The 22,235-nt window shown below is 64.7% G+C and carries 21 protein-coding genes; 9 read left to right on the top strand and 12 right to left on the bottom strand.

The window, feature by feature from the left end:
- Positions 1 to 136 precede the first annotated feature (136 nt).
- The 5 genes from HGEM_RS03630 to HGEM_RS03610 form a co-directional block, all read right to left on the bottom strand.
- Positions 137 to 1,294: an ABC transporter ATP-binding protein gene (locus HGEM_RS03630; RefSeq protein WP_019128050.1), complete on the bottom strand. Its 1,158-nt coding sequence runs from the start codon at positions 1,292 to 1,294 to the stop codon at positions 137 to 139.
- A complete protein-coding gene (locus tag HGEM_RS03625) occupies positions 1,294 to 2,271 on the bottom strand; it encodes an ABC transporter ATP-binding protein (RefSeq protein ID WP_019128049.1) in 978 nt (325 codons plus the stop codon). The genes HGEM_RS03630 and HGEM_RS03625 overlap by 1 nt, the downstream gene beginning before the upstream one ends.
- Before the next feature lie 6 nt (positions 2,272 to 2,277).
- A complete protein-coding gene (gene nikC / locus HGEM_RS03620) occupies positions 2,278 to 3,186 on the bottom strand; it encodes a nickel transporter permease (RefSeq protein WP_019128048.1) in 909 nt (302 codons plus the stop codon).
- Positions 3,186 to 4,202 carry an ABC transporter permease gene (locus tag HGEM_RS03615; RefSeq protein WP_019128047.1) on the bottom strand — a complete coding sequence of 339 codons (1,017 nt, stop codon included), beginning with the start codon at positions 4,200 to 4,202 and terminating at the stop codon, positions 3,186 to 3,188. The genes nikC and HGEM_RS03615 overlap by 1 nt, the downstream gene beginning before the upstream one ends.
- Positions 4,203 to 4,305: 103 nt before the next feature.
- Complete coding sequence (locus HGEM_RS03610; protein ID WP_035100637.1) at positions 4,306 to 5,958, bottom strand: ABC transporter substrate-binding protein; 1,653 nt, start codon at positions 5,956 to 5,958, stop codon at positions 4,306 to 4,308.
- A 392-nt stretch (positions 5,959 to 6,350) separates the two neighbouring features.
- Here HGEM_RS03610 and HGEM_RS03605 point away from each other — a divergent pair, with 392 nt between their 5' ends.
- Complete coding sequence (locus tag HGEM_RS03605; protein ID WP_035101181.1) at positions 6,351 to 7,730, top strand: Y-family DNA polymerase; 1,380 nt, start codon at positions 6,351 to 6,353, stop codon at positions 7,728 to 7,730.
- Complete coding sequence (locus tag HGEM_RS03600) at positions 7,723 to 8,079, top strand: YolD-like family protein (protein WP_019128044.1); 357 nt, start codon at positions 7,723 to 7,725, stop codon at positions 8,077 to 8,079. Before HGEM_RS03605 ends, HGEM_RS03600 begins: the two co-directional genes overlap by 8 nt.
- A gap of 19 nt (positions 8,080 to 8,098) precedes the next feature.
- Here the strand turns inward: HGEM_RS03600 and HGEM_RS03595 are convergent, their stop codons facing one another.
- Complete coding sequence (locus HGEM_RS03595; protein ID WP_019128043.1) at positions 8,099 to 8,917, bottom strand: HAD family hydrolase; 819 nt, start codon at positions 8,915 to 8,917, stop codon at positions 8,099 to 8,101.
- A 323-nt stretch (positions 8,918 to 9,240) separates the two neighbouring features.
- On the opposite strand from HGEM_RS03595, the gene HGEM_RS03590 reads away from it, so the two are divergent.
- Together HGEM_RS03590 and HGEM_RS03585 are read left to right on the top strand one after the other, a co-directional pair.
- Positions 9,241 to 10,443, top strand: a complete 1,203-nt coding sequence (locus HGEM_RS03590) for an iron-containing alcohol dehydrogenase (RefSeq protein WP_019128042.1) — start codon at positions 9,241 to 9,243, stop codon at positions 10,441 to 10,443.
- Positions 10,444 to 10,746: 303 nt separating this feature from the next.
- On the top strand, positions 10,747 to 12,003 hold the full coding sequence (locus tag HGEM_RS03585) for a glycoside hydrolase family 3 protein (RefSeq protein ID WP_019128041.1): 1,257 nt from the start codon (positions 10,747 to 10,749) through the stop codon (positions 12,001 to 12,003).
- A gap of 125 nt (positions 12,004 to 12,128) precedes the next feature.
- On the opposite strand, the gene HGEM_RS03580 is transcribed toward HGEM_RS03585, so the two are convergent.
- The 3 genes from HGEM_RS03580 to HGEM_RS10600 form a co-directional block, all read right to left on the bottom strand.
- Positions 12,129 to 12,995 carry a deoxyribonuclease IV gene (locus HGEM_RS03580; protein WP_019128040.1) on the bottom strand — a complete coding sequence of 289 codons (867 nt, stop codon included), beginning with the start codon at positions 12,993 to 12,995 and terminating at the stop codon, positions 12,129 to 12,131.
- Between the two features lie 123 nt (positions 12,996 to 13,118).
- Positions 13,119 to 14,336 carry an aldo/keto reductase gene (locus tag HGEM_RS03575; RefSeq protein WP_035100633.1) on the bottom strand — a complete coding sequence of 406 codons (1,218 nt, stop codon included), beginning with the start codon at positions 14,334 to 14,336 and terminating at the stop codon, positions 13,119 to 13,121.
- An 85-nt stretch (positions 14,337 to 14,421) separates the two neighbouring features.
- Positions 14,422 to 14,547 carry a hypothetical protein gene (locus HGEM_RS10600; RefSeq protein WP_268257917.1) on the bottom strand — a complete coding sequence of 42 codons (126 nt, stop codon included), beginning with the start codon at positions 14,545 to 14,547 and terminating at the stop codon, positions 14,422 to 14,424.
- Between the two features lie 238 nt (positions 14,548 to 14,785).
- Here HGEM_RS10600 and rnhA point away from each other — a divergent pair, with 238 nt between their 5' ends.
- From rnhA to HGEM_RS03550, 4 genes are all read left to right on the top strand, one after another.
- Entirely contained in the window at positions 14,786 to 15,268 is a 483-nt protein-coding gene (gene rnhA / locus HGEM_RS03565; RefSeq protein WP_019128037.1) for a ribonuclease HI, read from the top strand.
- A 506-nt stretch (positions 15,269 to 15,774) separates the two neighbouring features.
- Positions 15,775 to 16,893 (top strand): Gfo/Idh/MocA family protein, encoded by a 1,119-nt coding sequence (locus HGEM_RS03560; protein WP_019128036.1) that lies wholly within the window; start codon positions 15,775 to 15,777, stop codon positions 16,891 to 16,893.
- A 19-nt stretch (positions 16,894 to 16,912) separates the two neighbouring features.
- Positions 16,913 to 17,356 carry an acylphosphatase gene (locus HGEM_RS03555; RefSeq protein ID WP_019128035.1) on the top strand — a complete coding sequence of 148 codons (444 nt, stop codon included), beginning with the start codon at positions 16,913 to 16,915 and terminating at the stop codon, positions 17,354 to 17,356.
- Positions 17,357 to 17,614: 258 nt separating this feature from the next.
- Positions 17,615 to 18,010, top strand: coding sequence for a Fur family transcriptional regulator (locus HGEM_RS03550; protein WP_022349137.1), 396 nt, complete (start codon positions 17,615 to 17,617; stop codon positions 18,008 to 18,010).
- A 217-nt stretch (positions 18,011 to 18,227) separates the two neighbouring features.
- On the opposite strand, the gene HGEM_RS03545 is transcribed toward HGEM_RS03550, so the two are convergent.
- Both HGEM_RS03545 and HGEM_RS03540 read right to left on the bottom strand, forming a co-directional pair.
- Complete coding sequence (locus HGEM_RS03545) at positions 18,228 to 18,659, bottom strand: FKBP-type peptidyl-prolyl cis-trans isomerase (RefSeq protein ID WP_019128033.1); 432 nt, start codon at positions 18,657 to 18,659, stop codon at positions 18,228 to 18,230.
- A gap of 168 nt (positions 18,660 to 18,827) precedes the next feature.
- Complete coding sequence (locus tag HGEM_RS03540) at positions 18,828 to 19,898, bottom strand: D-alanine--D-alanine ligase family protein (RefSeq protein ID WP_019128032.1); 1,071 nt, start codon at positions 19,896 to 19,898, stop codon at positions 18,828 to 18,830.
- Between the two features lie 590 nt (positions 19,899 to 20,488).
- Here HGEM_RS03540 and HGEM_RS03535 point away from each other — a divergent pair.
- The gene (locus tag HGEM_RS03535; protein WP_019128031.1) at positions 20,489 to 21,235 is read left to right on the top strand and encodes a M48 family metallopeptidase; all 747 of its coding nucleotides are present in this window, start codon (positions 20,489 to 20,491) and stop codon (positions 21,233 to 21,235) included.
- 438 nt (positions 21,236 to 21,673) lie between these two features.
- On the opposite strand, the gene folB is transcribed toward HGEM_RS03535, so the two are convergent.
- Complete coding sequence (gene folB, locus HGEM_RS03530; RefSeq protein WP_019128030.1) at positions 21,674 to 22,162, bottom strand: dihydroneopterin aldolase; 489 nt, start codon at positions 22,160 to 22,162, stop codon at positions 21,674 to 21,676.
- Positions 22,163 to 22,235: the final 73 nt, after the last annotated feature.

The raw sequence follows: 22,235 nt of genomic DNA, 5'->3' as shown, positions 1-22,235 counted from the left end.
CCCCGCACGACGCGAGCGCGGCGAGCGGCACTTCCGCCGCATGCCGCTCGCTCATCGTGCCCTTCGATACCACCCGGCTCCCCATGTGTTCCTCCTCGATCATGTTCCTTGGCCGCACGACATCGCGCGCAGCCCCCTAGGCAGCGGGGTCCTCCTGGGGAGCTGCCGTGGCGGGAATCGCGTTCGTCTCGCCCGCACCGCGCCCGTACGGTGCGCGGGCCATGCCGGTCTGCAGCTCCTCGGCGAGCTCGCGCGCCCGCTCGACACTGTCGAGACCGTCGTAGCGGTGGCAGGCGACCTCGTGGCCGCCGTCCGCGCCGATGGGCCGCAGCTCCGGAAACACCACCTCGCAGGCGCCCACCTTCGCATAGCAGCGCGATGCGAAGCGGCATCCCGGGGCGGGATCGATGGGGCTCGGAACGTCGCCCTCCAGGATGATGCGCTTGCGCCGCACCGTCGGGTCGACCGAGGGAATCGCGGAGAGCAGCGCCTGGGTGTACGGGCAGAGCGGGTAGCGATAGAGGTCGTTTCCCTCGGAGATCTCCATGAGCTTGCCCAGGTACATCACGCCCACACGGTCGCTCACATGCTTCACCACGTTCAGGCCGTGCGCGATGAACAGGTACGCGAAGCCCAAGCGCTCCTTCAGGTCCTGCAAGAGGTTGAGCACCTGCGCCTGCACCGACACGTCGAGCGCCGATACCGCCTCGTCGCAGATGATGAGCTTGGGCTTGGGGGCGAGCGCACGGGCGATCCCGATGCGCTGGCGCTGGCCGCCCGAGAACTCGTGCGGATAGCGGGTCGCCATGGACGGGGAGAGCCCCACGAGCTCCAACAGCTCCGCCACGCGCCCGGGAATCTGGTCCGCCGGAAGCAGGCCGTGCGCCACGATGGGCTCGGAGATGATCTCGGAGACGGTCATGCGCGGGTCGAGTGAGGCGTACGGGTCTTGGAACACGAGCTGGATATCACGGCTGAGGGCGCGCCGCTCGCGCGGGGAGAGCGCGGTGATGTCACGGCCGTCGAAGGTGATGGTGCCGCTCGTGGGCGCGATCAGTCCGGCGATCATGCGGCCAACCGTCGTCTTGCCGCAACCGGACTCGCCCACGAGCCCGAACACCTCGCCGCGGCGGATGGTGAACGAGACGTCGTCGACGGCGCTCACGTACGAGAGGGGCTTACCGAACACGCTCGACTTGGCTACGAACGACTTGGTGAGGTGCTCGACGCGCAGCAGCACGTCGTCGCCGGCGGCGGGCGCCGCCGAGGCGGCTCGGTCCTGGATATCTACCATCAGTGCACCTCCAGGGGATAGAAGCAGCGGATCGAGCGATGTCCCTCGCCGGGGACGGGGCTCAAGGCGGGTAGCTCGGAGCGGCAGCGGTCCGCGGCATAGGCGCAGCGGTTGGCGAACGGGCAGCCCTCCCCCACCTCGAGCGGATCGGGCACGGTGCCCTCGATGGCGTAGAGCCGCTCGGACGAATCGTCCTCGAGCCGCGGAATCGACTGCAGCAGGCCCGTCGTGTAGGGATGGTGCGGATGCATGAAGAGCTCGGCGACGGGGGCCTCCTCCACGGTGCGCCCGCAGTACATGACGACCGCGCGGTCGGCCACCTCGGACACCACGCCCAGATCGTGCGTGATGAGCAGCACCGCCATGTGGTAGGCGTCGCGCAGGCGGTAGATGAGGTCCAGGATCTGCGCCTGGATGGTCACGTCGAGCGCGGTAGTGGGCTCGTCTGCGATGAGCAGCTTGGGCCGGCAGACGAGCGCCATGGCGATCATCACGCGCTGGCGCATGCCACCGGACATCTGGTGCGGAAAGTCGTGCGCCCGTTCCTCGGGGCTCGGAATGCCCACCACGCGCAGCATCTCGACGGCGCGCTCCCAGGCCTCCTTCTTCCCTATCTTCTCGTGCGTGAGGATCGCCTCGACGATCTGGTCCCCCACGCGGTAGACGGGGTTCAAGCTCGTCATGGGCTCCTGGAAGATCATGCCGATCTGGTTGCCGCGCACTTCCTCCATCTCCCGGTCGCTGAGCGCCGAGAGCTCCCGGCCGTCGAAGGTGATGCTGCCGTGGGCGATGTGCCCGGGATCCTGCAGAAGTCCCATGATGGAGAGCGCCGTCACGCTCTTCCCGGATCCCGATTCCCCCACGACGGCGAGAATCTCGCCCTCGTCCACGGAGAAGGTGACGCCGTTCACTGCGCGGACCACGCCGGCGCGCGTGGGAAACTCCGTCACGAGGTCCTGTACCTCAAGCAATGCCATGGTCCATCACCGCTTTCGGGATTTGGGGTCGAAGGCGTCGCGAATGGCATCGCCCAGCAAGTTGAACGCAAGGACCGTCACCGTGATGGCGAGGCCGGGGAACACGAGCGAATAGGGGGCGGTGAAGATGAAGTTCCTCCCGCTGCCCAGCATATCGCCCCACTCCGCGGCGGGTGGCTGGACGCCGAGGCCGAGGAAGCCGAGGGATGCGGTATCGAGGATCGCCGACGAGACGCCCAGCGTGGCGCGCACGATGATGGAGGGCATGACATTCGGCAGCACGTGCTTGAAGATGATGGTGGCGTCCGTGTCGCCCGCCACCCGCGCGGCGGAGATGTACTCGCGCTCTTTCACGGAAAGCACCTGTCCGCGCACGATGCGCGCGTACTGGGGTATCGCGACGATGCTGATGGCTATGACTGCCTTGTCGATTCCCGTGCCGAGCGCCGCCATGAGCGCAATGGCCAGCAGCATCGAGGGAATCGCGAGCATCATGTCCATCACACGCATGATGACGGTGTCGACTGCTCCCCCCTTGAAGCCGGCAATCGCCCCGAGGAGCACACCCGCCGCGAGCGAGACGACCACCACGACGGCTGCGACGGAGAGCGAGATCTGCGTACCCACCAATATGCGGCAGAGGATGTCGCGGCCCTGCTGGTCGGTGCCGAACCAATGGGCAGGACTCGGGGGCTGGAAGGACTGCGCGAGGTCCTGCTCGTACGGGTCGTAGGGCAGCACCCCCGGCCATATCGCGGTGACCACGGCGATGGCAACGAGCAGGATGATGAACGCCAGCCCCACGAGGGCGGGCTTGTCGTCCCTGAGCGCATCCCATATCTGGCGCCCCATCATCCCCAGCCTGCCCGGTGCGCGATGCCGCGCGCCGATTCCGAGCGCCTGCGCCATCACCATCACCCCTCTTCCTTGGTATAGGTGATCCTCGGGTCGAGGTAGGCATAGACCACATCGACCACGATGTTCATGAGCACGTAGATGACGCCGATGAGGAGCACGACGCCCTGCACCACCGGATAGTCGCTCTGCTGGATGGCGTCGACCGCGAGCTTGCCGATGCCGGGCCAGGCGAAGATGGTCTCGGTGAGCATGGCGCCTCCCAGGAGGCTCCCCAGCTCCAGACCGATCACGGTGGTGACGGGCAGCATCGCATTCCTCAGGGCGTGGTGCGTCTGGACCCGGCGGCGCCTTACGCCCTTAGCGCGGGCGGTCCGGACGTAGTCTTCATCGAGCGTGTCGAGCATGCTCGAACGGGTCATGCGACAGATGATGGCGAGGGAGTACATCGCCAGGGTGACCGAGGGGAGGATCATGTGGGCGAGCGCGTTCCCGAACGCCTCGAAGTCCCCCGAGAGGAGCGTGTCGAGGAGATAGAAGCCCGTTCCCCCGACCGGCTGGAGCATGGGGTCGATGCGCCCCGTCGACGGCAGGACGTGGAGAGAGCCGGCGAACAGGATGATGAGCAGGATGCCGAGCCAGAACACGGGCATCGAGACGCCCACCAGCGAGACCACCGTGCTGAAGTAGTCCCAGAAGGAGCGCTTGTGCACGGCGGCCGCCACGCCGAGGGCGATTCCGAAGACCCCCGCTATGAGGATCGCGCAGACCGCCAGCTCTATCGTCGCCGGGAACCGACCCATGATCTGCCCCGCGACCGAGGTGTGATCGTAGTAGGAGTAGCCCAAATCGCCGTGGAGGAGCCCCGCCAGATAGCTCACGTACTGCTCCCAGAGGGGCTTGTCGAGCCCGTAGGACGCGCGCCAGGCGGCCATGGACTCGGCGGTCGCGTGCTGCCCGAGGACCGAGGCGGCCGGGTCGGAGGAGAACGCGCGCATGATGATGAACACGATGGTGACCACGCCGAAGAGCACGAGCACCGCCATCATCAGGCGCTTCAAGACATATTTCGCCAACGCTTCCCCTCTCTCGCCTTCGGCTCGAAGATACCCTCCGAGCCCCCGTCGTCATGCCGAGGCCGCGGCCGGGGGTGCTCCATCGACCCCCGGCCCGGCGCCGCTATCCCTTCGAGACCTCGCTGAGGTAGAACGTCCCGACCATGGGGCGCACGAGCCCCTTAACCGAGGAGTCGTATCCGTCGAGGGTCTGCGTATGGCAGATCACCACCGCCGGGACCTGATCCGCGATCATCTTCTCGCACTGCAGGTAGATATCGTCGCGTTCATCGCCATCCGGCGTCTGCGTGCCCTTCTGGATGAGCGCGGTGTAGTCGTCGTTGGCGAAGCGGGACATGTTGATGCTCGGGTCGGTGTCCGAGAAGAGGTTCATGAAGTTGTCCGGGTCGCCGTTGTCGCCGATCCATCCGGTGGCGCAGAGGTCCCAGTCCTCGACGGTGTTGCGGTCGAGGTAGGTGGTCCAGTCGTAGGAGTTGATGGTGAGCTTCACCCCGGCGTCGGAGAGATAACCCTGGATGCTCTCGGCGAGCTCCTGGCCGCCCGCGGGGTTGTAGTTGCGCTGGGACGAGTAGGTGAGCATAGTGAGCTCGGTGATGCCCAGCTCCTTGAAGGTCGCCGCCGCGGCGTCGGGATCATAGGCCAGCTGCTCGACGTCCTTGTCGTAGGGCGCCATCCAGACGGGCATGAAGGAGTTCGCCACCGTGGCGTAGTCGCCGTAGAGCGCGTCGACGAGCGCGTCGACGTCGATGGCCTGGCGAACCGCGCGACGGGCCTCGACATCCATCATCGGCCCCTGGTCGGTACGCAGGACGACGTAGTTGATGTTCATCCCCTCCGTGGTGAGGATCTCCTTGCCCGCCGACTTGACCTGGTCCGCGGTGGACATGTCGACGCCCTCGATGACGTCGCACTCGCCGTTCCCAAGGGCGGTCACGCGGCTCGCCGTCTCGGAGATGAAACGGAAGACAATCGTGTCGACCTTGGGCGCGGCATCGTCGTTCCAGTAATCCTCGTTGGCATCGAGCACGATGCTCTGGTCGTGGTCCCAGGAGCGGAATGTGAACGGACCGGTTCCCACGGGGTTCTCCGTCAGGTCGTTGTCGTACTCGTCCAGGGCGGACGGCGAGACTATCGGGGAGCTCAGCTGCATCGCCAGGTTCTTGATGAACGGGGTCGAGGACGCGCACAGCGTGAAGACGACCGTGTAGTCGTCCGGGCATTCGATGCTCGCGACGCCGGTCCCCGAGTCCTCGGAACCGAAGTTGAACGACGCATAGGGCATGTCCTCCGTGCGGTTGGGCTCGAGCTGGCGGTCGATCGAGCGCTTGACGGCCTCAGCGTTGAAATCGGTCCCGTCGTGGAACTTCACGCCCTCGCGCAGATGGAAGGTGTACGTGAGGCCGTCTTCGGAGATCTCGTACTTCTCCGCGAGCCATGGCTGGACGTCCGAGGAGTCCTCATCGAACCTCACGAGGGTCTCGTAGATCTGGTTGGTCACGTTGCTCGAGGCGCCGTCCTGGATGAGCGCCGGGTCGAGGGACGCCGGCTCCGAGGACTGACCGAACGTGAGCGTTCCGGAATCGGAACCCGAGGTGCCGGAGGACCCCGCCTCGCTCGCGCGCTGGCTGCCGCATCCCGCCAGGTTGAGCGCGACGGGCGCCGCCGCCGCGATCGCTCCCATCGCCTTCACGAACGTGCGGCGCGAGAGTTCGCGCGACGACAAGGTCCCGGTCTTCGAGCTATTCATCAACCCCATGACATACCCCCTAAACGTAAGGCGCGGCGAGCCGCGCCGACGGATGGTAGGAAGCATGGTAACCGGGTAATGCTGCATGAATTCATCGCATTTTTGCTGGTAAACAGCTTGCAAATCAATAGCAATAGTATTGAAAACACCATGACACGCCCATTTTATGTGATTGAAACCGTCTGCTTGCAAATCGGAAACAGCCCGGAAACAGCAAGGTGGCGCATCGGAATCCGGCTCGGCACCGGACCCGGACCTACCTGCGATTTCTTAAAGTTCCGCAGCCGTAGGCGCAATGCGAACATATGTACTATACTAAGCACGTCGACTTTTTCTGCAACCACGCCGCCCGTGCGCCGAACCGGTGCACGGGCGCGGAGATGTCGCATGAGGGGAGCTGCATGGACGCAGTCGCGAGCACCGGGCAGGAGCGCACCTACCTGTGCATCGACCTCAAAACCTTCTACGCCTCGGTCGAGTGCGTCGACCGCGGGCTCGACCCCTTCACCACCAACCTCGTGGTGGCCGATCCCACGCGCGGCAACACGACCATCTGCCTCGCCATCACGCCTGCCATGAAAGCGCTCGGCGTGCGCAACCGCTGCCGCATCTTCGAGATCCCACCGGGGATCTCCTACATCAAGGCCATGCCGCGCATGCGCCACTACATGGAGGTCTCGGCCCGCATCTACGGCATCTACCTGCGCTACGTGAGCCCCGACGACATCCATCCCTACTCCATCGATGAATGCTTCATCGATGCGACGCCCTACCTCAAGCTCTACGACATCGACGCGCGCAGCTTTGCCGAGAAGCTCATGTCCGAAGTGCGGCGCGACACGGGCGTCTGCGCTACAGCGGGCATCGGGCCGAACCTCTTCCTCGCCAAGGTGGCGCTCGACATCACCGCCAAGCACGTGGCCGACAACATAGGCGTGCTCGACGAAGAGTCGTTCCGAGCGCAGATCTGGCCACATCGGCCCATCACCGACATCTGGGGCATCGGCCCCGGCATTGCGGCGAGGCTCGCCAAGTACCACGTCTACGACCTTATGGGGGTCGCCGCGCTCGACGAGCAGATACTCTACCGCGAGTTCGGCGTCAATGCGGAGTATCTCATCGACCATGCCTTCGGCCGCGAGCCCACCACCATCGCAGAGATTCAAGCCTACCGCCCGGCAGCCTCGTCGTACGTGAACGGGCAGGTGCTGCCCTGCAACTATACGTTCGAAGAAGCCCACACCGTGCTCAAGGAGATGATCGATGCCTCGGTGCTCGAGCTCGTGGAACGCGGGCAGGTCACGAACCATATCTCGCTTTCGGTGGGCTATGCCGCAGGTGCGGGCGGCGCGACCACGGGCGACGGGCCGGCAAGCCCCTCGCGCGCCAACCCGGGCGACGTGTTCGTCGGCGAGCACGGCAAGCGCCGGCTGGGGCCGAAGGGCTACGGACGCGCCGGCGGATCGCGCAAGCTCGCGGGCTTCACGAATTCATACCGCAAGCTCATGGCCGCCTTCGATGAACTGTGGAGTGAACGCGTGAGCAAAGACGTTCCCATCAGGCGCATGAGCGTGGGGCTCGGCAACCTCGTTCCCGAGGAGTTCGCAACGATTGACCTCTTCACCGACGTGGCGACCGATAAGCGCGAGCACGACCTGCAGCGAGCCGTGCTCGCGGTGAAGGGCAAGTTCGGCAAGAACGCGCTCCTGCGCGGTATGAGCCTCACCGAGAAGGCCACGGCGCGCGAGCGCAACGAGCAGGTGGGAGGGCACCATGCATGATGGGCAACCGCCGCGCACGACCGCAAACGGACGCGCCCGGGCCGACCGCGCGGCACAGTTCATGCCGTTTGCCGCGCTCCGCGGCTATTATGAGCTCTTGCACGAGGCCGCCCGGGTGCCCGAGCCCCGGCACGAACTCACCGAAGAAGAGTCGCTCGAGCTCTCGGCCGTCGTCCAGCGCGTGCGCAAGCGACAGGTGGTGCGCGTGCGCCACTACGACCGCGATGCCTATACGGAACTCACCGGCTGCGTGTCCCATATCGACCTCGCGGCCCGCGAGCTCTGGGTGGTAAAAACGCGCATTCCGCTCGACGGCATCGTTCGTCTCGAAATACTCGACGAAGTGTAGGCACGCGCGGGACACGGGCCTACGCGATGAAGGGCCACTCCCCCGCTGCGAGCGCCTCGATCGCAGCCGCCACGGCATCGTCCTCACAGCGCCCGATATGCCAGCGAGCAGCCGCGCTTGCTTCGGGTGTCGCGTTCCCCACGGCAACGGGATGCCCCGCGACGCGGAACATGGTCAGATCGTTGCCCGCATCGCCGAACACGACCGCCTCCTCAACAGAGATGCCCACATGATCACAAAGGAACTGCAGGGCCGTACCCTTATTCCATCCCGCAGGCATGATATTTAGATACCCCGCCATCGGGACGTCGAAATCGATGCCCTCAATCGAGCGGTTCAGACGCTCGCAGAGCTCAACGGTAGCGGGCATGTCACGAGGAGCGAACACGTTGACCTTCAGTGCATCGAAATCCGGAAGGCACCCAAGCGGGCGGCAGGCCTTTGCGTAGCCCGGCATAACGGCGGCAAGGTCGCCAACGTCGCCGCAGCAAAGGTACGGGAGCGCGCCATCGAAAGCGACGATTCCCGCTCCGGGCTCTTCGGCAAGAACGTCCACGAGCTGCTCCAGCGCGGCACGCGGCGGGCGCCGTTCGCAGATCTTCTCGCCCTCGTGATAGACCTCAAGGCCGTTCGTCGCAACGCAGGTGAGGCAGCACGAATCGTCGCCCGCAAAAAATGCGGGAATTTGACGGAGCCCGCGTCCGCTTGCAGGGCCAATGACGATCCCCGCCTCCCGCGCCGCGTGGAAGGCCGCAACGGTCCGCGCCGAGACGCTCTTGCTTCCCGGAGGCATAATCGTTCCGTCGATATCACTCATGATGAGCCGAATGCGCTCCATAGGTTCCCTCCGTCTACGCGCCGCGCCATGATATCTGTTTCCATTATGACGCAGTCTGCGGCGTCTCGGATGCGAAGGGTAGCACCTTGGCACATCTGTCTCTCACGCTTTCAACTTGGGGCAAGAATGTGTCGTTAACGCGACGAATATGGGCCGATAACGGTACATTCATGCCCAAGAATGAACGACGGGAACGGGCTTTCGCAGACGGCCCGTTCTTCTGGGTGTGGCAGGGCCGGCCGTCGTGCTACCCTCAAGGATGCCGGTGGGGCAAGCACGCCTCGGCCGGTACCAAGCACGAATACCACGAGATGGGAGCCCCCATGAACGACTTCTCCTTTTACTCCCCCACGCGCATCGTCTTCGGCAAGAACGCACTCGAATCCATAGGCTCCGAGCTCGGCCGTATCGGCTGCACCAAGGCGCTCATCGTTTACGGCGGAGGCTCCGCCCGCGCGGCCGGCACGCTCGACCGCGTAGAGGCGTCGCTCGACGCAGCCGGCATCGCCCACGTCGAGCTTGGTGGCGTGCGGCCCAACCCCGAAATCACGCTCGTTCGCGAGGGCGTTGAGCTCGCGCGCTCCGAGAAGGTCGACGTGGTCGTGCCCGTGGGAGGCGGCTCGGTCATGGACACCGCCAAAGCCATCGCGCTCGGAGCGGTCTACGACGGCGACGTGTGGGACTTCTTCGTGCATCGCGCCGCGCCCACCGAGCGCATTCCCGTGGCAGCCGTTCCCACTCTCCCCGCCTCGGGCTCCGAGGCCTCGAATTCCTCGGTGATCAGCAACGACGCCGAGCACCTCAAATGCGGCATCAACACCGACCTCAACCGTCCCGTCGCCGCTTTCATGGACCCTGAGCTCACCTATACGTTGCCGCCCTATCAGACGGCCGCCGGCGCAGTCGACATCATCTCGCATGTCATGGAGCGCTTCTTCTCGGGCGAGCCCGCCGTGCCCGTGACCGACCACATCGCCTGCGGCATCATTCGCTCCGTCATCGAATGCGCCCCGCGCGCCCTGGCGCAGCCGGACGACTACGATGCCCGCGCGAATCTCATGTGGGCGGGTACCCTCGCCCACAACGGCATCGCCGGATGCGGCGTCAACGTTCCCGGCAGCCGCGACGGAGACTGGACCTGCCATGGGCTCGAGCACGAGCTCTCGGCACTCGACACGAGCATCACGCACGGTGCGGGCCTTGCGGTGATCTTCCCGGCATGGATGCGCTACGTGTGGCGCGAGCATCCCGAGCGCTTCCTCACCTTCGCGCACGAGGTCTTCGATATCGAGGCCGTGGACGGCTCCGACGAGGCCATCGAGGACGCCGTCACCGCAACGATCGATGAGCTCCAGGAGTTCTTCGTCTCGCTCGGCATGCCTCGCACCCTGGGCGAGTTCGACGTACATGAAGACGATATCGAGCGCATGATCCCCGGCCTCACACTGAACCGCGGCGAAGTCTTCGGAAGCTTCAAGCAGCTCACGCTCGACGACGCGCGCGCCATCTATCGCAGCGCGCTGTAGCGCACCAGCCGCGCCATCCATCGCGGCCGCGCGATAGCGCATGCCGGCCCATGCGCCGCACCCATGACCGGCCCGCCCCGCTCTACACTCCGCGCCCGACATGCGATGCGCGAAGCGTGCAAACGGGGCCCGGGTTATGCCGCTTCCGCGGACCAAAACGGCAAGATCTGGGACCCCATTTCGGGATACGACCAGGGACGCCCTGCGTCGGGACGCGAAGCGGGGTACAACCACGCGTTGAAATGTTGCCGGCGCATGGGCGCTCTGTCACGCTTGTGCTCCTGCATCACGATAGGGGGGCTTATGAGGAACATCTCGAGACGAGGCGTCTGCGCCGCACTCAGCCTTGGCGCGCTTGGCCTTGCAGGCTGCCAGAACGCTGCCAACCAAAACGAGTCTGCGGACAATGTACCGACGATCAGTGATTCCGCTGGAACGGACCACGCGGCAGACGAGCCCGTCGAGGAGCCGGAGGACACATCGTCTTCAGAGCCCCAGGGCACGGTCGAGCGCCTGCTCGCCACCATGACGCTCGAGCAAAAGGTGGCCCAACTCTTCCTCGTTACGCCCGAGCAGCTCACCGGCGTATCCAAAGCCACCGTCGCAGGCAGCAAGACCGAGCGCGCCCTGCAAGAGATTCCTGTTGGCGGCCTCGTGTACTTCAAGCAAAACATTGTCGAGACGACCCAGACGCTCGACCTCATCTCCGGCACGCGCGAGCTTTGCTGTGCAGCGGGTGCCGGAATCGCCCCGTTCCTCGGCGTCGACGAGGAAGGCGGGCCGCTTGTCGCGCGCGTTGCCAACTCCGGCGCCTTCGATGTTGAGCACTTCCCCAACATGGCCGACGTGGGAGCCAGCGGCGATCCGGTACACGCCGCGCGCGTAGGAACATCGATTGGGTCCTACCTGCACGAGATCGGCTTCAACCTCGATTTTGCCCCGGTGGCGGACGTGCTCACCAACCCGGAGAACACCGCCATCGGCAAGCGATCGTTCGGATCCGACCCGGACTTGGTGGCCCAGATGGTTGGGGCGGAGGTTGCCGCGATGCTCGAAACGGGCACGCTGCCCTGCGTTAAGCACTTTCCCGGACATGGCGACACGGCGGGCGATTCGCATACCGGGGCCGTTTATGCCGAGCGCACGCGCGACGAGATCGAATCATGTGAGTTCGAGCCGTTCCGTGCGGCTATCGATGCCGGCTGCCCCATGATCATGGTTGGGCACATCGAGACGCCCAACTTCGCGGCAGACGGCCTGCCCGCATCGCTTTCGCGCGTCATGATGCACGACGTCCTCCGCGAAGAGCTCGGCTTCGACGGCGTCATCATCTCGGATTCCTTCGCCATGGGAGCCATCACCGAGAACTACGAACCCACCGATGCCGCAGTCCGTTTCTTCGCTGCAGGCGGCGATGTCCTGCTCATGACCCCCGACCTTCATGCCGCCCATCAAGGCGTGCTCAACGCCATCGCCACGGGCTCGCTCACAGAGGAGCGCATCGACGATAGCGTCCGGCGCGTGCTCACGGTGAAACAACAGGCGGGAATCATCGCCTAGATAAGAACTGATCTGGGCGACCCGGAGCTGAGCCGGGCACCTCGCTGCCCCTGCGACCAAAAGTGCAGGCTCAACCCGATCCTACGCAGAGGTCCCAATGAGAGCCAAGGCGAAGCATTCTCACGTCACGCCGCAAGCCCGCGCAGAAGCCTGATCTCCGCTGCGTAGCCGGCGAGTTCGTTCGGCGTCTCGAGAATGAACGGCAAATCACGAAGAGCCGGATGGCGCGTCACGGCGGCGAAAACGCCTAGGCCTCCACCAAGCTCCTCGCACCCGAGGTACCCATCCCCGATGCGCGCATGGCGATCCTTGTGCGCGCCGCAAGGGTTTTTGGAATCATTCACGTGCACAGCGCATAACCGCTCGAGCCCAACGACCTGGTCGAATTCCCTCAGCACTCCATCGAGGTCATGGATGATATCGTAGCCCGCATCGCTCACGTGGCACGTATCGAGGCATACCCCCAGGTTTCCGGCAAGCTCCGGGCGGCGCTTCTCAACGAGCGCGATGATGCGGGCGAGGTCCTCGAAGCGCCCGCCCACCTCGGTTCCCTTGCCCGCCATGGTCTCGAGCAGCACGCGCGTGCTCTGCCCCTCGAACATGATGTGGCCGAGTGCCTCGGCTATACGCTCGATGCCCCGCTCCATCCCCTGCCCCACATGCGCGCCAGGGTGAAAATTGTAGAACGTGCCTGGAAGAAGCTCGAGCCGCTCGAGGTCCTCGCGCATGCCCTCGAGCGCGAACTCCCGCGCGCGCTCCTTCGCCGAGCATAGGTTGTAGGTATAGGGAGCGTGCGCCACGAGCGGACCGAACGCATGCTCGCGCGCGATGCGCCGAAGCTCCGCGACATCATCGGGATCCGGCACCTTTGCCGTGCCGCCGCGCGGGTTGCGCGTGAAGAACGCAAAGGTATTCGCCCCGATCTGGAGCGCCGTCCTTCCCATGGCCGCGTACCCCCGCGAAATCGACAGATGACATCCGATCGTGAGCATGGAATTCCTCCTCATCGCCTCTCATGATGAGGCATGGTACCCGAACAGGAGAGCATTCGAGCGCCTCGCCGCCGACCGAGCACGTAGCCTCAAGACGCTCGCCGCAACCCTCTCCGAGCGCGCTCACCCCTTCCGGCAGGCGATGAGCTTGAGCGCGGCGCCGATCGGGCCCGGAGTGAGCCGGCGCTGCACATCAAGCAGGCGATCGGGAATCTCGATATGCTGCGGGCAATTCGAAAGACACGCCCCGCAGCGCACGCAATTGCTCGCGAGCTTTGGGGAACCCGTGCGCACCGCCGATGCCGTGAAGTATTGCGAAACGCCGGTGAACCAGCCATGGGCGAACGACGCGTTGTACGCGGCGAAGCACCCGGGAATGTTGATGCCCCGGGGGCAGGGCATGCAGTAGTTACAGCCAGTGCAAGGCACACGGTTCGAGCGCTCAAACACCTGCAGAACGCGCGCCACGACCTCGTGCTGAGCCGCCGAAAGCGCGCCCGGAAGTGCGGCGGTCGCGATGCGCGCGTTCTCGTCCACCATCTCGGGGGCAGTCATTCCCGAGAGCACCATCGTGACCTCGGGGTGGTCCCACACCCACGAGAGGCCCCAGGCGGCAGGCGTCGTGAGCTCGACCGCACCCGGCCCCTCGCCCACCATGCGGTCGGCAGCCTGATCAAAGATGCGGCGCGCGGAGGCGGGGAGCTTCCCGGCAAGCCGCCCACCGAGAAGCGGCTCCATCACGAAGACCGCGAGCCCGCGTCCGGCAGCGGCGACGAGCCCCGCCGTCCCCGCTTGGTAGCGCTCGTTCGCATAGTTGTACTGGATCTGGCAAAAATCCCAGTCGTAAGCATCGAGCACGAGGGAAAAATCGCCCGTACTGCCGTGATAGGAGAACCCGATGGCCCCGATCCGCCCCGCCGCCTTCTGGCGAGCAATCCATGCCTCGATGCCGAGGCCAACAAGCCGCGTCCACTGAGCCGGGCTCGTAATGTTGTGGATGAGGTAATAATCGATGCGATCCGTTCGCAAGCGGCGCAGCTGCTCGTTGAAGATGCGATCGAGGTCCGCCTCGTCCTTGCACGACGCATGGGGAAGCTTGGTCGCGAGAAACACTTGGTCGCGCAGGCCCAGGTGCTCGAGCGCCGCACCCACCACGGCCTCGTTTCCCGGATACAGATATGCCGTGTCGAGATAGTTGACGCCGCACTCGACGGCGCGCGCGATGATGGCCTCCGCCCGGCGCTGGTCGGGCCTGCCGGGCACGCTGCCTGGAAACCGCATACAGCCGAGCCCTAAAACCGAGAGCCTGCGTCCGGTCCTGGGGTCAACTCGATACTGCATGGCGCTCCTCCTGGCTACGAATCTGTCGCAGCCAGTATAGCAACACAGCCGCCCATCAAACGCTCGGTGATGGCGGCCAGCGGAATCATGCCTCGCGTGCCTCGTCCACGAGGCGCTCGCTCTTTCGCTCGAGCTCGCGAACGACCTCGGATGCGGCAAAGGCCGCCACTGCACCCAGTACCATGAGAAGCACCGCCGCCATCTCGCCCATTCCAACCTCCCCGCCACCGCAGGGCACCCAGACCCTGGAGCCCCATGCGGAAAATGCGTTACGCGCTTTGAAAACCTCGTCAACAACCATAGAATCGATGGGGCAATGGCGCGCAAAGCGCGTGTAAGCGAACGGAAAAGAAGAGATATCGGCTCGAATGAAAGCGGGCAACTCGCGGAAAAGCGCGCAGCCGCCCGATACACGCATCGATCCGAATAGAGGCAGAAAAGAGGACGGCGTGAAGGTGACCATTTATACCGATGGATCCGCCCGCGGAAATCCCGGCAACGGTGGCTACGGCGCCGTGCTCTCGTTTACCAACAGCCAGGGGCAAACCTTCACGCGCGAGCTGTCCGAGGGCTTCGAGCGCACCACCAACAACCGCATGGAGCTTCTCGCCGCAATCGTGGCGCTCGAGACGTTGAACCGCCCCTGCGAGGTCGAGCTGCACTCGGATTCCCAATACCTCGTCAACGCCTTCAACAAGCACTGGATTGAAGGCTGGCAGCGCCGTGGCTGGAAGACGGCAGCCAAGAAACCCGTTAAGAACATCGATCTTTGGCAGCGCCTCCTTGCCGCCATGGAGCCCCATCGGGTCTCATTCGTCTGGGTCAAGGGCCATGCAGGACATGAACTCAACGAACGCTGTGATGAGCTCGCCACGACGGCTGCCGATTCCGGCAACCTCCTCGTCGATACCGGCTTCACCGACGCCGACTAGCTCTTCGAGACCATACCGAATGGGGACAGCTCCCCTTTGCTCTTAGGGAAACACTGATCATGGGGCGCCAGAAGCATCCGCCCCATCGAGGTTTCAACTTTTGGGCACTTCCCCGCGCGGCGGACGGGCACGGGCGGGCGAGGGGTGGGAAAAGGCACAGCTCAGGCGGCTGGCACCCTCCCGGATGCGGCACGGCTACCCGGGCCCTCCTCCCCGAAGTGCCCAAAAGCTGAAATCGCGATCGCCCCGGAGGGAATATCAGCGCTTCCCTAGGTGCGCGCGAAGCGATGTGCCCCACCCGCCGATTCGCGAGTACATGTGCCCCACCCGTTGATTCGCGAGTACAATACCCTCAAGCGAGCACGGTTGCGGTAAGGGTCGCCGGATGCTCCACCCCGACGGGCTCCGCAGTGTGGGACAGCCTGGCTGCCCGACGCGAGGACCGCCCGAGCCGGGCCCGAATATCCCGACCTCCCGTCCGCGAAGCCACGACAGATAGGAGCCCCATGCGCATCGCAACTATCGGCACCAGCGCCATCACCAGCGATTTCATCGAAGAGATCAACGCGAGCGACCGCGCCGTGTTCGTAGGCACGCTTTCGCGCGACCTCGAGCGCGCAAAGGCATTCACCGAGGCGCGCGGCGGCTCACGCCCCTTCACCGAGCTCGAGGATCTCGCCGCCAGCAACGAGGTGGACGCCGTGTATCTCGGAAGCCCCAACGCGCTCCATGCGTCGCAGGCCCTCGCCTGCATCGCGGGCGGCAAGCACGTGATCGCCGAGAAGCCGCTGGGCGCGAACGAGCGCGAGGCGCGCGCTGTGTTCGATGCCGCCGAGAAGGCCGGCGTCGTGGTGCTCGAAGCCATGCGCCCCCTGCACGACCCCGCCTTCGTTGCCGTTCGCGACCTCACGCGCAACCTGGGCCGCATTCGCCGCGCCGATCTTCATTTTGGCAAGTATTCATCTCGCTACGACGAAATTCTCGCCGGGAAGCACACCAACATCTTCGATTGCGCGATGGCCACCGGCTCTCTCATGGATATCGGCGTCTACACCGTCGAGCCGCTTATCGAGCTCTTCGGCGCACCCGAATCCGTTCTCGCGGCTCCCGTTCTCCTCGATGAGGAAACTCGCGGCCTCACCCATGGCCCCCTCGATGGATCGGGAGTCATCATCGCCCGCTATGCCGACTTCGTAGCAACGCTCCACTTCTCCAAGATCACCAACGATCGCCTGCCGTCGCAAATCGAGAGCGAGACCGCGACGCTCACCTTCGACGGCATCTCGGTACCCACATGGGCCCGCGTCGAGCACCGGGGCACCGCGGTGCGTGCGGCGGCGAAGCAGGTGCATGTCGAAGAGGGCGCCCGCACGGAGGACCTCGAGCTTCCGCAGGTGCCTAACACCATGGTTTACGAGCTCAGTGATTTTTGCGATGCGGTCGACGCGGTTCAAGCAGGTTCCGACCCGCTCGACGCGCCCGCAGGCCCCTTCGGGAACGTTCGGCACTATCGCGACGTCACGCTGGCGTCTCTCGCCCTCATGGACGAGGCGCGCCGCCAGATGGGCGTGTCCTTCCCCGCCGACGTGTTGGCAAGCGATGCACGCGAAGCAGGCGAACGATAGCGAGCGAAGGGAGCGCACGATGGGTATCATCGACCGCATCCGCACCTATGCAGGGCAAGGCGGGAGCGGCGCGGAGCGCGCAGGCGGTCCTTCAGGCAGCGCCGCCCCAGGCAGCCAGCGCAGCCCCCTCGAGCTCTGCACCATCAAGGAGCTTCAGAGGGCGCTCGCCCAAGACGCCGGCGCGCCGGTCCGCTATCGCTTCCTCTTCACGGGCAACGTGCAGGGCGTGGGGTTCCGCTGGACTAACCAGGGAACGGCCAGGGAGCTCGGCTTGACGGGCTGGGTCCTCAACCTGGACGACGGATCGGTCGAAATGGAGATCCAGGGCCCAGGCGGCGCCATCATCAAGCACCTCGACACCGTCCACGCCTATTACTCCCGCATGCGCTGCCGCGTCTGGCTTACCGAGGCGCAGGCGCTTGACGTCCAAAGCAACGAAACCGGCTTCTCCGTGCGTTATTAGTGGGCACCTTGCGGTGCACGCGTAAATGTTAGTAATATACTCATATACAATGACGTGCGCGGATGCTGCGCCGGCATGTCAGCTCTGTAGCCGCGGCTACGCACGCCCGCTGAGCCGCGGCCGCACGCCAGCCTGGTAGCCGCGGCCGCACGCACCCGCCGAGCCGCGTTTCGCGCCGCTGTGTGCGCGCAACAGGGCAAACCCGCGCAGCGCACGTCGCGCAGAAGCGCGAGCAACCACGACGGCAAGGAGGCTCCGATGGCCGTACAGCGACGCAATACCCGGCAGCGCCGGCTCGTCCTCGATGCCGTTCGAGCCCTGCACAACGGCCATCCCACCGCCGATGATGTGTTCGTCGAGGTCCGGCGCCACGACGGCCGCATCAGCCGGGGAACGGTATATCGCAACCTCTCGCTGCTCTCCGACGAGGGCATGATCCAGCAGCTTAAAACACCGGGTGGAAGTCGTTTCGACGACCGATGCGACCACCATGCCCATCTTATCTGCACGTCATGTGGTGCCGTGAGCGACCTCGACCTCCCCTACGATGCCGGCGCAGACACCGGCTGCGCCCGTTCGACAGGCTATGCAGACGTCTCGCACTATACGTTTTTCGAGGGGCTCTGCCCCGCCTGTCAAACCCGGGAAGCGTAATTCCAACCCTGACGGGCACCCCTAGTCTCGTCCGGCGTAGACGGGTGAACGCCCCTAGCCTCGGCCGACACAGACGGCTGAACGCCCTTAATCTCGTCGCCCAGTTCGACGCCCGCCTCGACGCCCCTCATCTCGTCCGGCCGGGCCTAGTCCCATTTCACGAAACGGAACCCGGCCCGGCCGGCTTGCCTTACCCACGCCTGATACAAGGCGGAGTCTACGCCTCGGCAACCTCGACGAGCTCGATGTCGAAGGTGAGGTCCTTGCCTGCGAGCTCGTGATTCGCATCGAGCACCACGCCTGTCTCGTCTACCTTGATCACCGTCGCGGGCACGGGCTGGCCCGAGGGCGTCTGCAGGAAGAGTTTGTCCCCCGCATTGATCTGCTCGATATTGGGCACCTGGTTAGCAGGGAACGTAAGAATGAGGTCGTCGCGGCGCTCGCCGTATGCCTCGGCGGCGGGAATGCGCACGGTCTTCTTCTCCCCTTCCTGCATATCGACCACAGCTGCATCGAAGCCAGCGATCATCTGGCCGGCGCCGCAGACGAACTCAAGGGTTTCCCCGCGGTCGTAGGAGCTGTCAAACTGTGTGCCGTCATCGAGCGTACCGCGATAATGAACGCGAAGCTTCTTACCGGTATTGGACATCGTTCCTCATTTCTTTCGTGCGCCCGGCAATCGTGCCGCATGGCGCGTTGACACTAAACTGGCGCGGGATGGCCGAGGCGAACCGCGGCGCCATCATAGCGCAGACGAGCAAACGGCCGATGCGCCGTAGCCGCTGATGTGCCGCAAGGCAGACGCCGCAGCCGTACCTTATGCGGCGCCCTCAAGCTCCGCATCGATGAGCTCAGCGAGCACCTCGTCAAGCTCGTGGCCCGCCACACGCATCATCTGCGGGAAACGCGAGTAGTACGTCATGCCGGGCGTCGAGTTGACTTCGTTGAACACCACTTCGCCCTCGGGCGTCACGAAAAGGTCGACGCGCGCGAAACCGGAGCAGCCGAGCGCCTCATACACCGTGCGGCCTGCGGCGCGCACGCGCGCCAGCACGTCGTCGGGAAGGTCCGCGGGGCAGCGCAACTCGGTATTCGCACCGGGATCCTTCTCGAGATGGATGCGGAAGAAGCCATCGCCCTGGATGACGATTTCGTCAACGGCGCCCATCTTCGTTCCGCGCACCGCGTCGCCCACGACCGCGCAACCCACCTCGATGCCCTGGATGGCCTCCTCGATGGCAACCTTCTCATCGAGCGCGAAAGCGGCCTCTAGCGCCGTGCGGTACGACGCCTCGTCCGATGCCTTGGAAACACCGATGGACGAGCCGCCGCGAGCGGGCTTCACGAAGACGGGGAACCCGCCGCAGCGCTCCACCGCCGCCTGGCATTCCTCATCGGAAGCGCCACGATACAGCACCTCGCACAACGGAGAGCGCACACCCGCCGCCGCAGCGAGCCGATGGGCGGCGTCTTTATCCATGCACACCGCAGAGGCGAGCACGCCGCAGCCCACGTACGGAACGCCGCACGCCTCGAGCGCACCCTGAACGGTGCCGTCCTCGCCGCCCTGGCCGTGGAGCACGGGGAGCGCTACATCGACCTTGAGCTGGCATGCGCCCTCCTCGGCGAGCTCGATAAAACCGCCCCGCGCACTCTCGCCGCGACCCGGCAGGAGCGCCACCGGCTCCACATCGTGGCCCTCCCAGGCACCGGAGACGATATCCTCAACATCGCCCGTGTAGTGCAACCATGTGCCATCCCGCGTGATGCCGATGAGAACCGGGCGAAACCGGTCGCGCGGAAGCTGCGCGATGACGTTGTCTGCAGATTTAAGCGATATATCGTGTTCGGTGGAAATGCCGCCGAAGATGATCGCAACGTCGACCATGAGGCTCCCTCCTCCGCGCACGCGGCGCGGCGTCGTACCGAATGAGCAGGCACCAGTATAGGCGAGGCAAGACACCGTTCCGGCGTGGCAAAAGCGACTCCACGCCGTCCCCGCGAGCGCACGGAGAATACTGAGCTCTCAGGAGGCGTACGAACAATGCCGCGCTACCACGGGAATATGGGCAATGCCGTTCACGCACGCGCGCTGGGCGAGCATGCATGCAGACGCTAGCCGCGGGGAGTTCTCGGGCGGGATTTCGCCATGAAGGACGCTCTCGGGCAGCGATTCTCCTTACGGGACTTTACGGGCAGCGATTCGCCATGCGGGGCGCCCTCGGGCGGAATTACGCTGCAGGACTTTGCCGGGCGATAATCCGCCATGCGGGGCGCTCTCGGGCGATAATCCGCCGTATTCCGTGCCTCAGATGGCGAACTATTGCCCAAGAACGGCGGATGCGTCCGAATATCGCCCGGAAAGAGCAAGCATGGCGAAATCCCGCCCGAAAACGGCAAGTGCGCCCGGAGTATCCGCAACTCATTTTCGGCGCCCATGCACTACCATACTGAAGACCCATCCGCAAAGGAGGCACCTTGACCGCGCACGCACGCAAGACACCCGGCAGCAACGTTGCAAGCCCGAAGACGGCTGGCGCCGCAAACTTCATCCTGAACGTTGACACGCCTGCCGGCGCCATCGCGGTCACGGTGGCCCGGAAGCGCGTGAAAAATCTCAACCTACGCGTCCGAGGTGATGGAAGCGTTGTCGCAAGCATTCCACTCCACACGAGCGCGGCGCGGGCGCAGGCGTTCCTCGACCGGCGAGCCTCGTGGATCGCCCAGCATGTGCTGCGCCATCGCGAACAAGCAGAATTGGAACGCGACGCCGCGCATGCACCGAGCACCATCCCCCTGTGGGGAGAGCTCGTCTCGTCCGAAAAGGTATTCGGATCCGCCCTGTCGCCGGAAAGCGCCGCCGCCGAAGCAGAGGACCTCGTTGCAGAGCTCTACCGACAGGAAGTGAAACGGGCGCTACCCGCCGTCGCAGAGCATCTGGAGCACCAGATGGGTGTTCACGCCAGCCGATGGCAGGTGCGCGCCATGAAGACGCGCTGGGGCTCTTGCACGCCGCGCACCAGGGCCATCCGCATCAATGCGCGCCTTGCGGCGTATCCGCTCTCATGCTTGGAATTCGTTGTTGCCCACGAGCTCTGCCACCTCATGGAACCGAGCCACAACCAGCGCTTTCATACGCTGCTCGACATCTACTGCCCCGAGAATCGCGCAATCGCTTCCCTGCTCAAAAAGCCCGCGCGAGCCGCAGCGCGTCCGCAGGCATAGGCTGCGAGGAAGCACGCGCCTGCGGCGAGACACCTGCACCCGCAACGAGACGACCGCGCGGCAAAGGGACGGCCGTTCCCAGCAGTTGAAACCTGGCGCGCCATGGCTTTTGCATAGGGATTACTGGCTACTCGCCGCATCTCCAAAAACCTACCGACTCGAGGTGCGTATTTCATTATCAATGCAACTCATCTACCTGCGAGAATATTGAGTATCCGCAGCTAGATGTGTTGCAGCGTTCGAGGCTCGAGTCGGAAGGTTTTCTGAACGCTCCGAGTAGGGCCGGATTTGCATGATATTCCATGCATAAAAATGACCCCATCCCGTATCGAATGGGGCCTTCTCACCATCAATCGCAACGCCGCAGCCGCCCTCAGAGCGCGTACGAGCGGGCAACAGCGCCGCCAAAGCGCCAAAGCCGCTCGGGCTGCGATGCCCTTAGCGCGTGCGCTCGATTTCGACGCCGACGCTCTTCAGCGGCAGACCAATGGGCGCCCACGGCTTCTCGATGGTAAGTCGCACTGCAAGAAGCTCCGGATGCTTGTGCAACAGCTCGTCCGCAAGATGCTCCGCCGCCGCTTCGATAAGCTTGAACGTGTGGCTGCGCAGATAGGCGTCGATCTCATGGCACACCTCGCCGTAGTGAATCGATTCACCTAGGTCGTCGGTCTCCCCCGCCCTGCGCAGGCTGGCAAAAAGCGTCGCCGACACGATGAATTTCTGGCCGAGCGCCGTCTCCTCGGGATAGACGCCGTGATTTGCAAACACCTCCAACCCGGAGATGATGATCTTGTCCGCATGCTCAAGCTGGCCTGGCTCGAGCTTTGCGAGCGCACGCCGCGTGGCAGGCAACCCTGCTCCGCTACGCTGGGCAAGCGTGGTCTCCTCGCCGCGCGAGGTATCTTCCGGAAGATGCTTCTGCGTCATAGTAATCGCTTCCTTCGTCGTGTTCTTCCACGCTTCTCTATACCCAATACCGAGCGGAATGAACTGGCCCGCG

The organism is Enorma massiliensis phI (genome assembly GCF_000311845.1).
In the GTDB taxonomy this organism is placed as follows: domain Bacteria; phylum Actinomycetota; class Coriobacteriia; order Coriobacteriales; family Coriobacteriaceae; genus Enorma; species Enorma massiliensis.
This window is presented reverse-complemented; position numbering and strand designations above follow the sequence as displayed.

Coding starts and splice junctions, on each gene's coding strand:
- HGEM_RS03630 (WP_019128050.1), bottom strand. CDS start 1,294: ATGGTAGATATCCAGGACCGAGCCGCCTCGGCGGCGCCCGCCGCCGGC.
- HGEM_RS03625 (WP_019128049.1), bottom strand. CDS start 2,271: ATGGCATTGCTTGAGGTACAGGACCTCGTGACGGAGTTTCCCACGCGC.
- nikC (WP_019128048.1), bottom strand. CDS start 3,186: ATGGTGATGGCGCAGGCGCTCGGAATCGGCGCGCGGCATCGCGCACCG.
- HGEM_RS03610 (WP_035100637.1), bottom strand. CDS start 5,958: ATGGGGTTGATGAATAGCTCGAAGACCGGGACCTTGTCGTCGCGCGAA.
- HGEM_RS03605 (WP_035101181.1), top strand. CDS start 6,351: ATGGACGCAGTCGCGAGCACCGGGCAGGAGCGCACCTACCTGTGCATC.
- HGEM_RS03600 (WP_019128044.1), top strand. CDS start 7,723: ATGCATGATGGGCAACCGCCGCGCACGACCGCAAACGGACGCGCCCGG.
- HGEM_RS03595 (WP_019128043.1), bottom strand. CDS start 8,917: ATGGAGCGCATTCGGCTCATCATGAGTGATATCGACGGAACGATTATG.
- HGEM_RS03590 (WP_019128042.1), top strand. CDS start 9,241: ATGAACGACTTCTCCTTTTACTCCCCCACGCGCATCGTCTTCGGCAAG.
- HGEM_RS03585 (WP_019128041.1), top strand. CDS start 10,747: ATGAGGAACATCTCGAGACGAGGCGTCTGCGCCGCACTCAGCCTTGGC.
- HGEM_RS03580 (WP_019128040.1), bottom strand. CDS start 12,995: ATGCTCACGATCGGATGTCATCTGTCGATTTCGCGGGGGTACGCGGCC.
- HGEM_RS03575 (WP_035100633.1), bottom strand. CDS start 14,336: ATGCAGTATCGAGTTGACCCCAGGACCGGACGCAGGCTCTCGGTTTTA.
- HGEM_RS10600 (WP_268257917.1), bottom strand. CDS start 14,547: ATGGGCGAGATGGCGGCGGTGCTTCTCATGGTACTGGGTGCAGTGGCG.
- HGEM_RS03560 (WP_019128036.1), top strand. CDS start 15,775: ATGCGCATCGCAACTATCGGCACCAGCGCCATCACCAGCGATTTCATC.
- HGEM_RS03555 (WP_019128035.1), top strand. CDS start 16,913: ATGGGTATCATCGACCGCATCCGCACCTATGCAGGGCAAGGCGGGAGC.
- HGEM_RS03550 (WP_022349137.1), top strand. CDS start 17,615: ATGGCCGTACAGCGACGCAATACCCGGCAGCGCCGGCTCGTCCTCGAT.
- HGEM_RS03545 (WP_019128033.1), bottom strand. CDS start 18,659: ATGTCCAATACCGGTAAGAAGCTTCGCGTTCATTATCGCGGTACGCTC.
- HGEM_RS03540 (WP_019128032.1), bottom strand. CDS start 19,898: ATGGTCGACGTTGCGATCATCTTCGGCGGCATTTCCACCGAACACGAT.
- folB (WP_019128030.1), bottom strand. CDS start 22,162: ATGACGCAGAAGCATCTTCCGGAAGATACCTCGCGCGGCGAGGAGACC.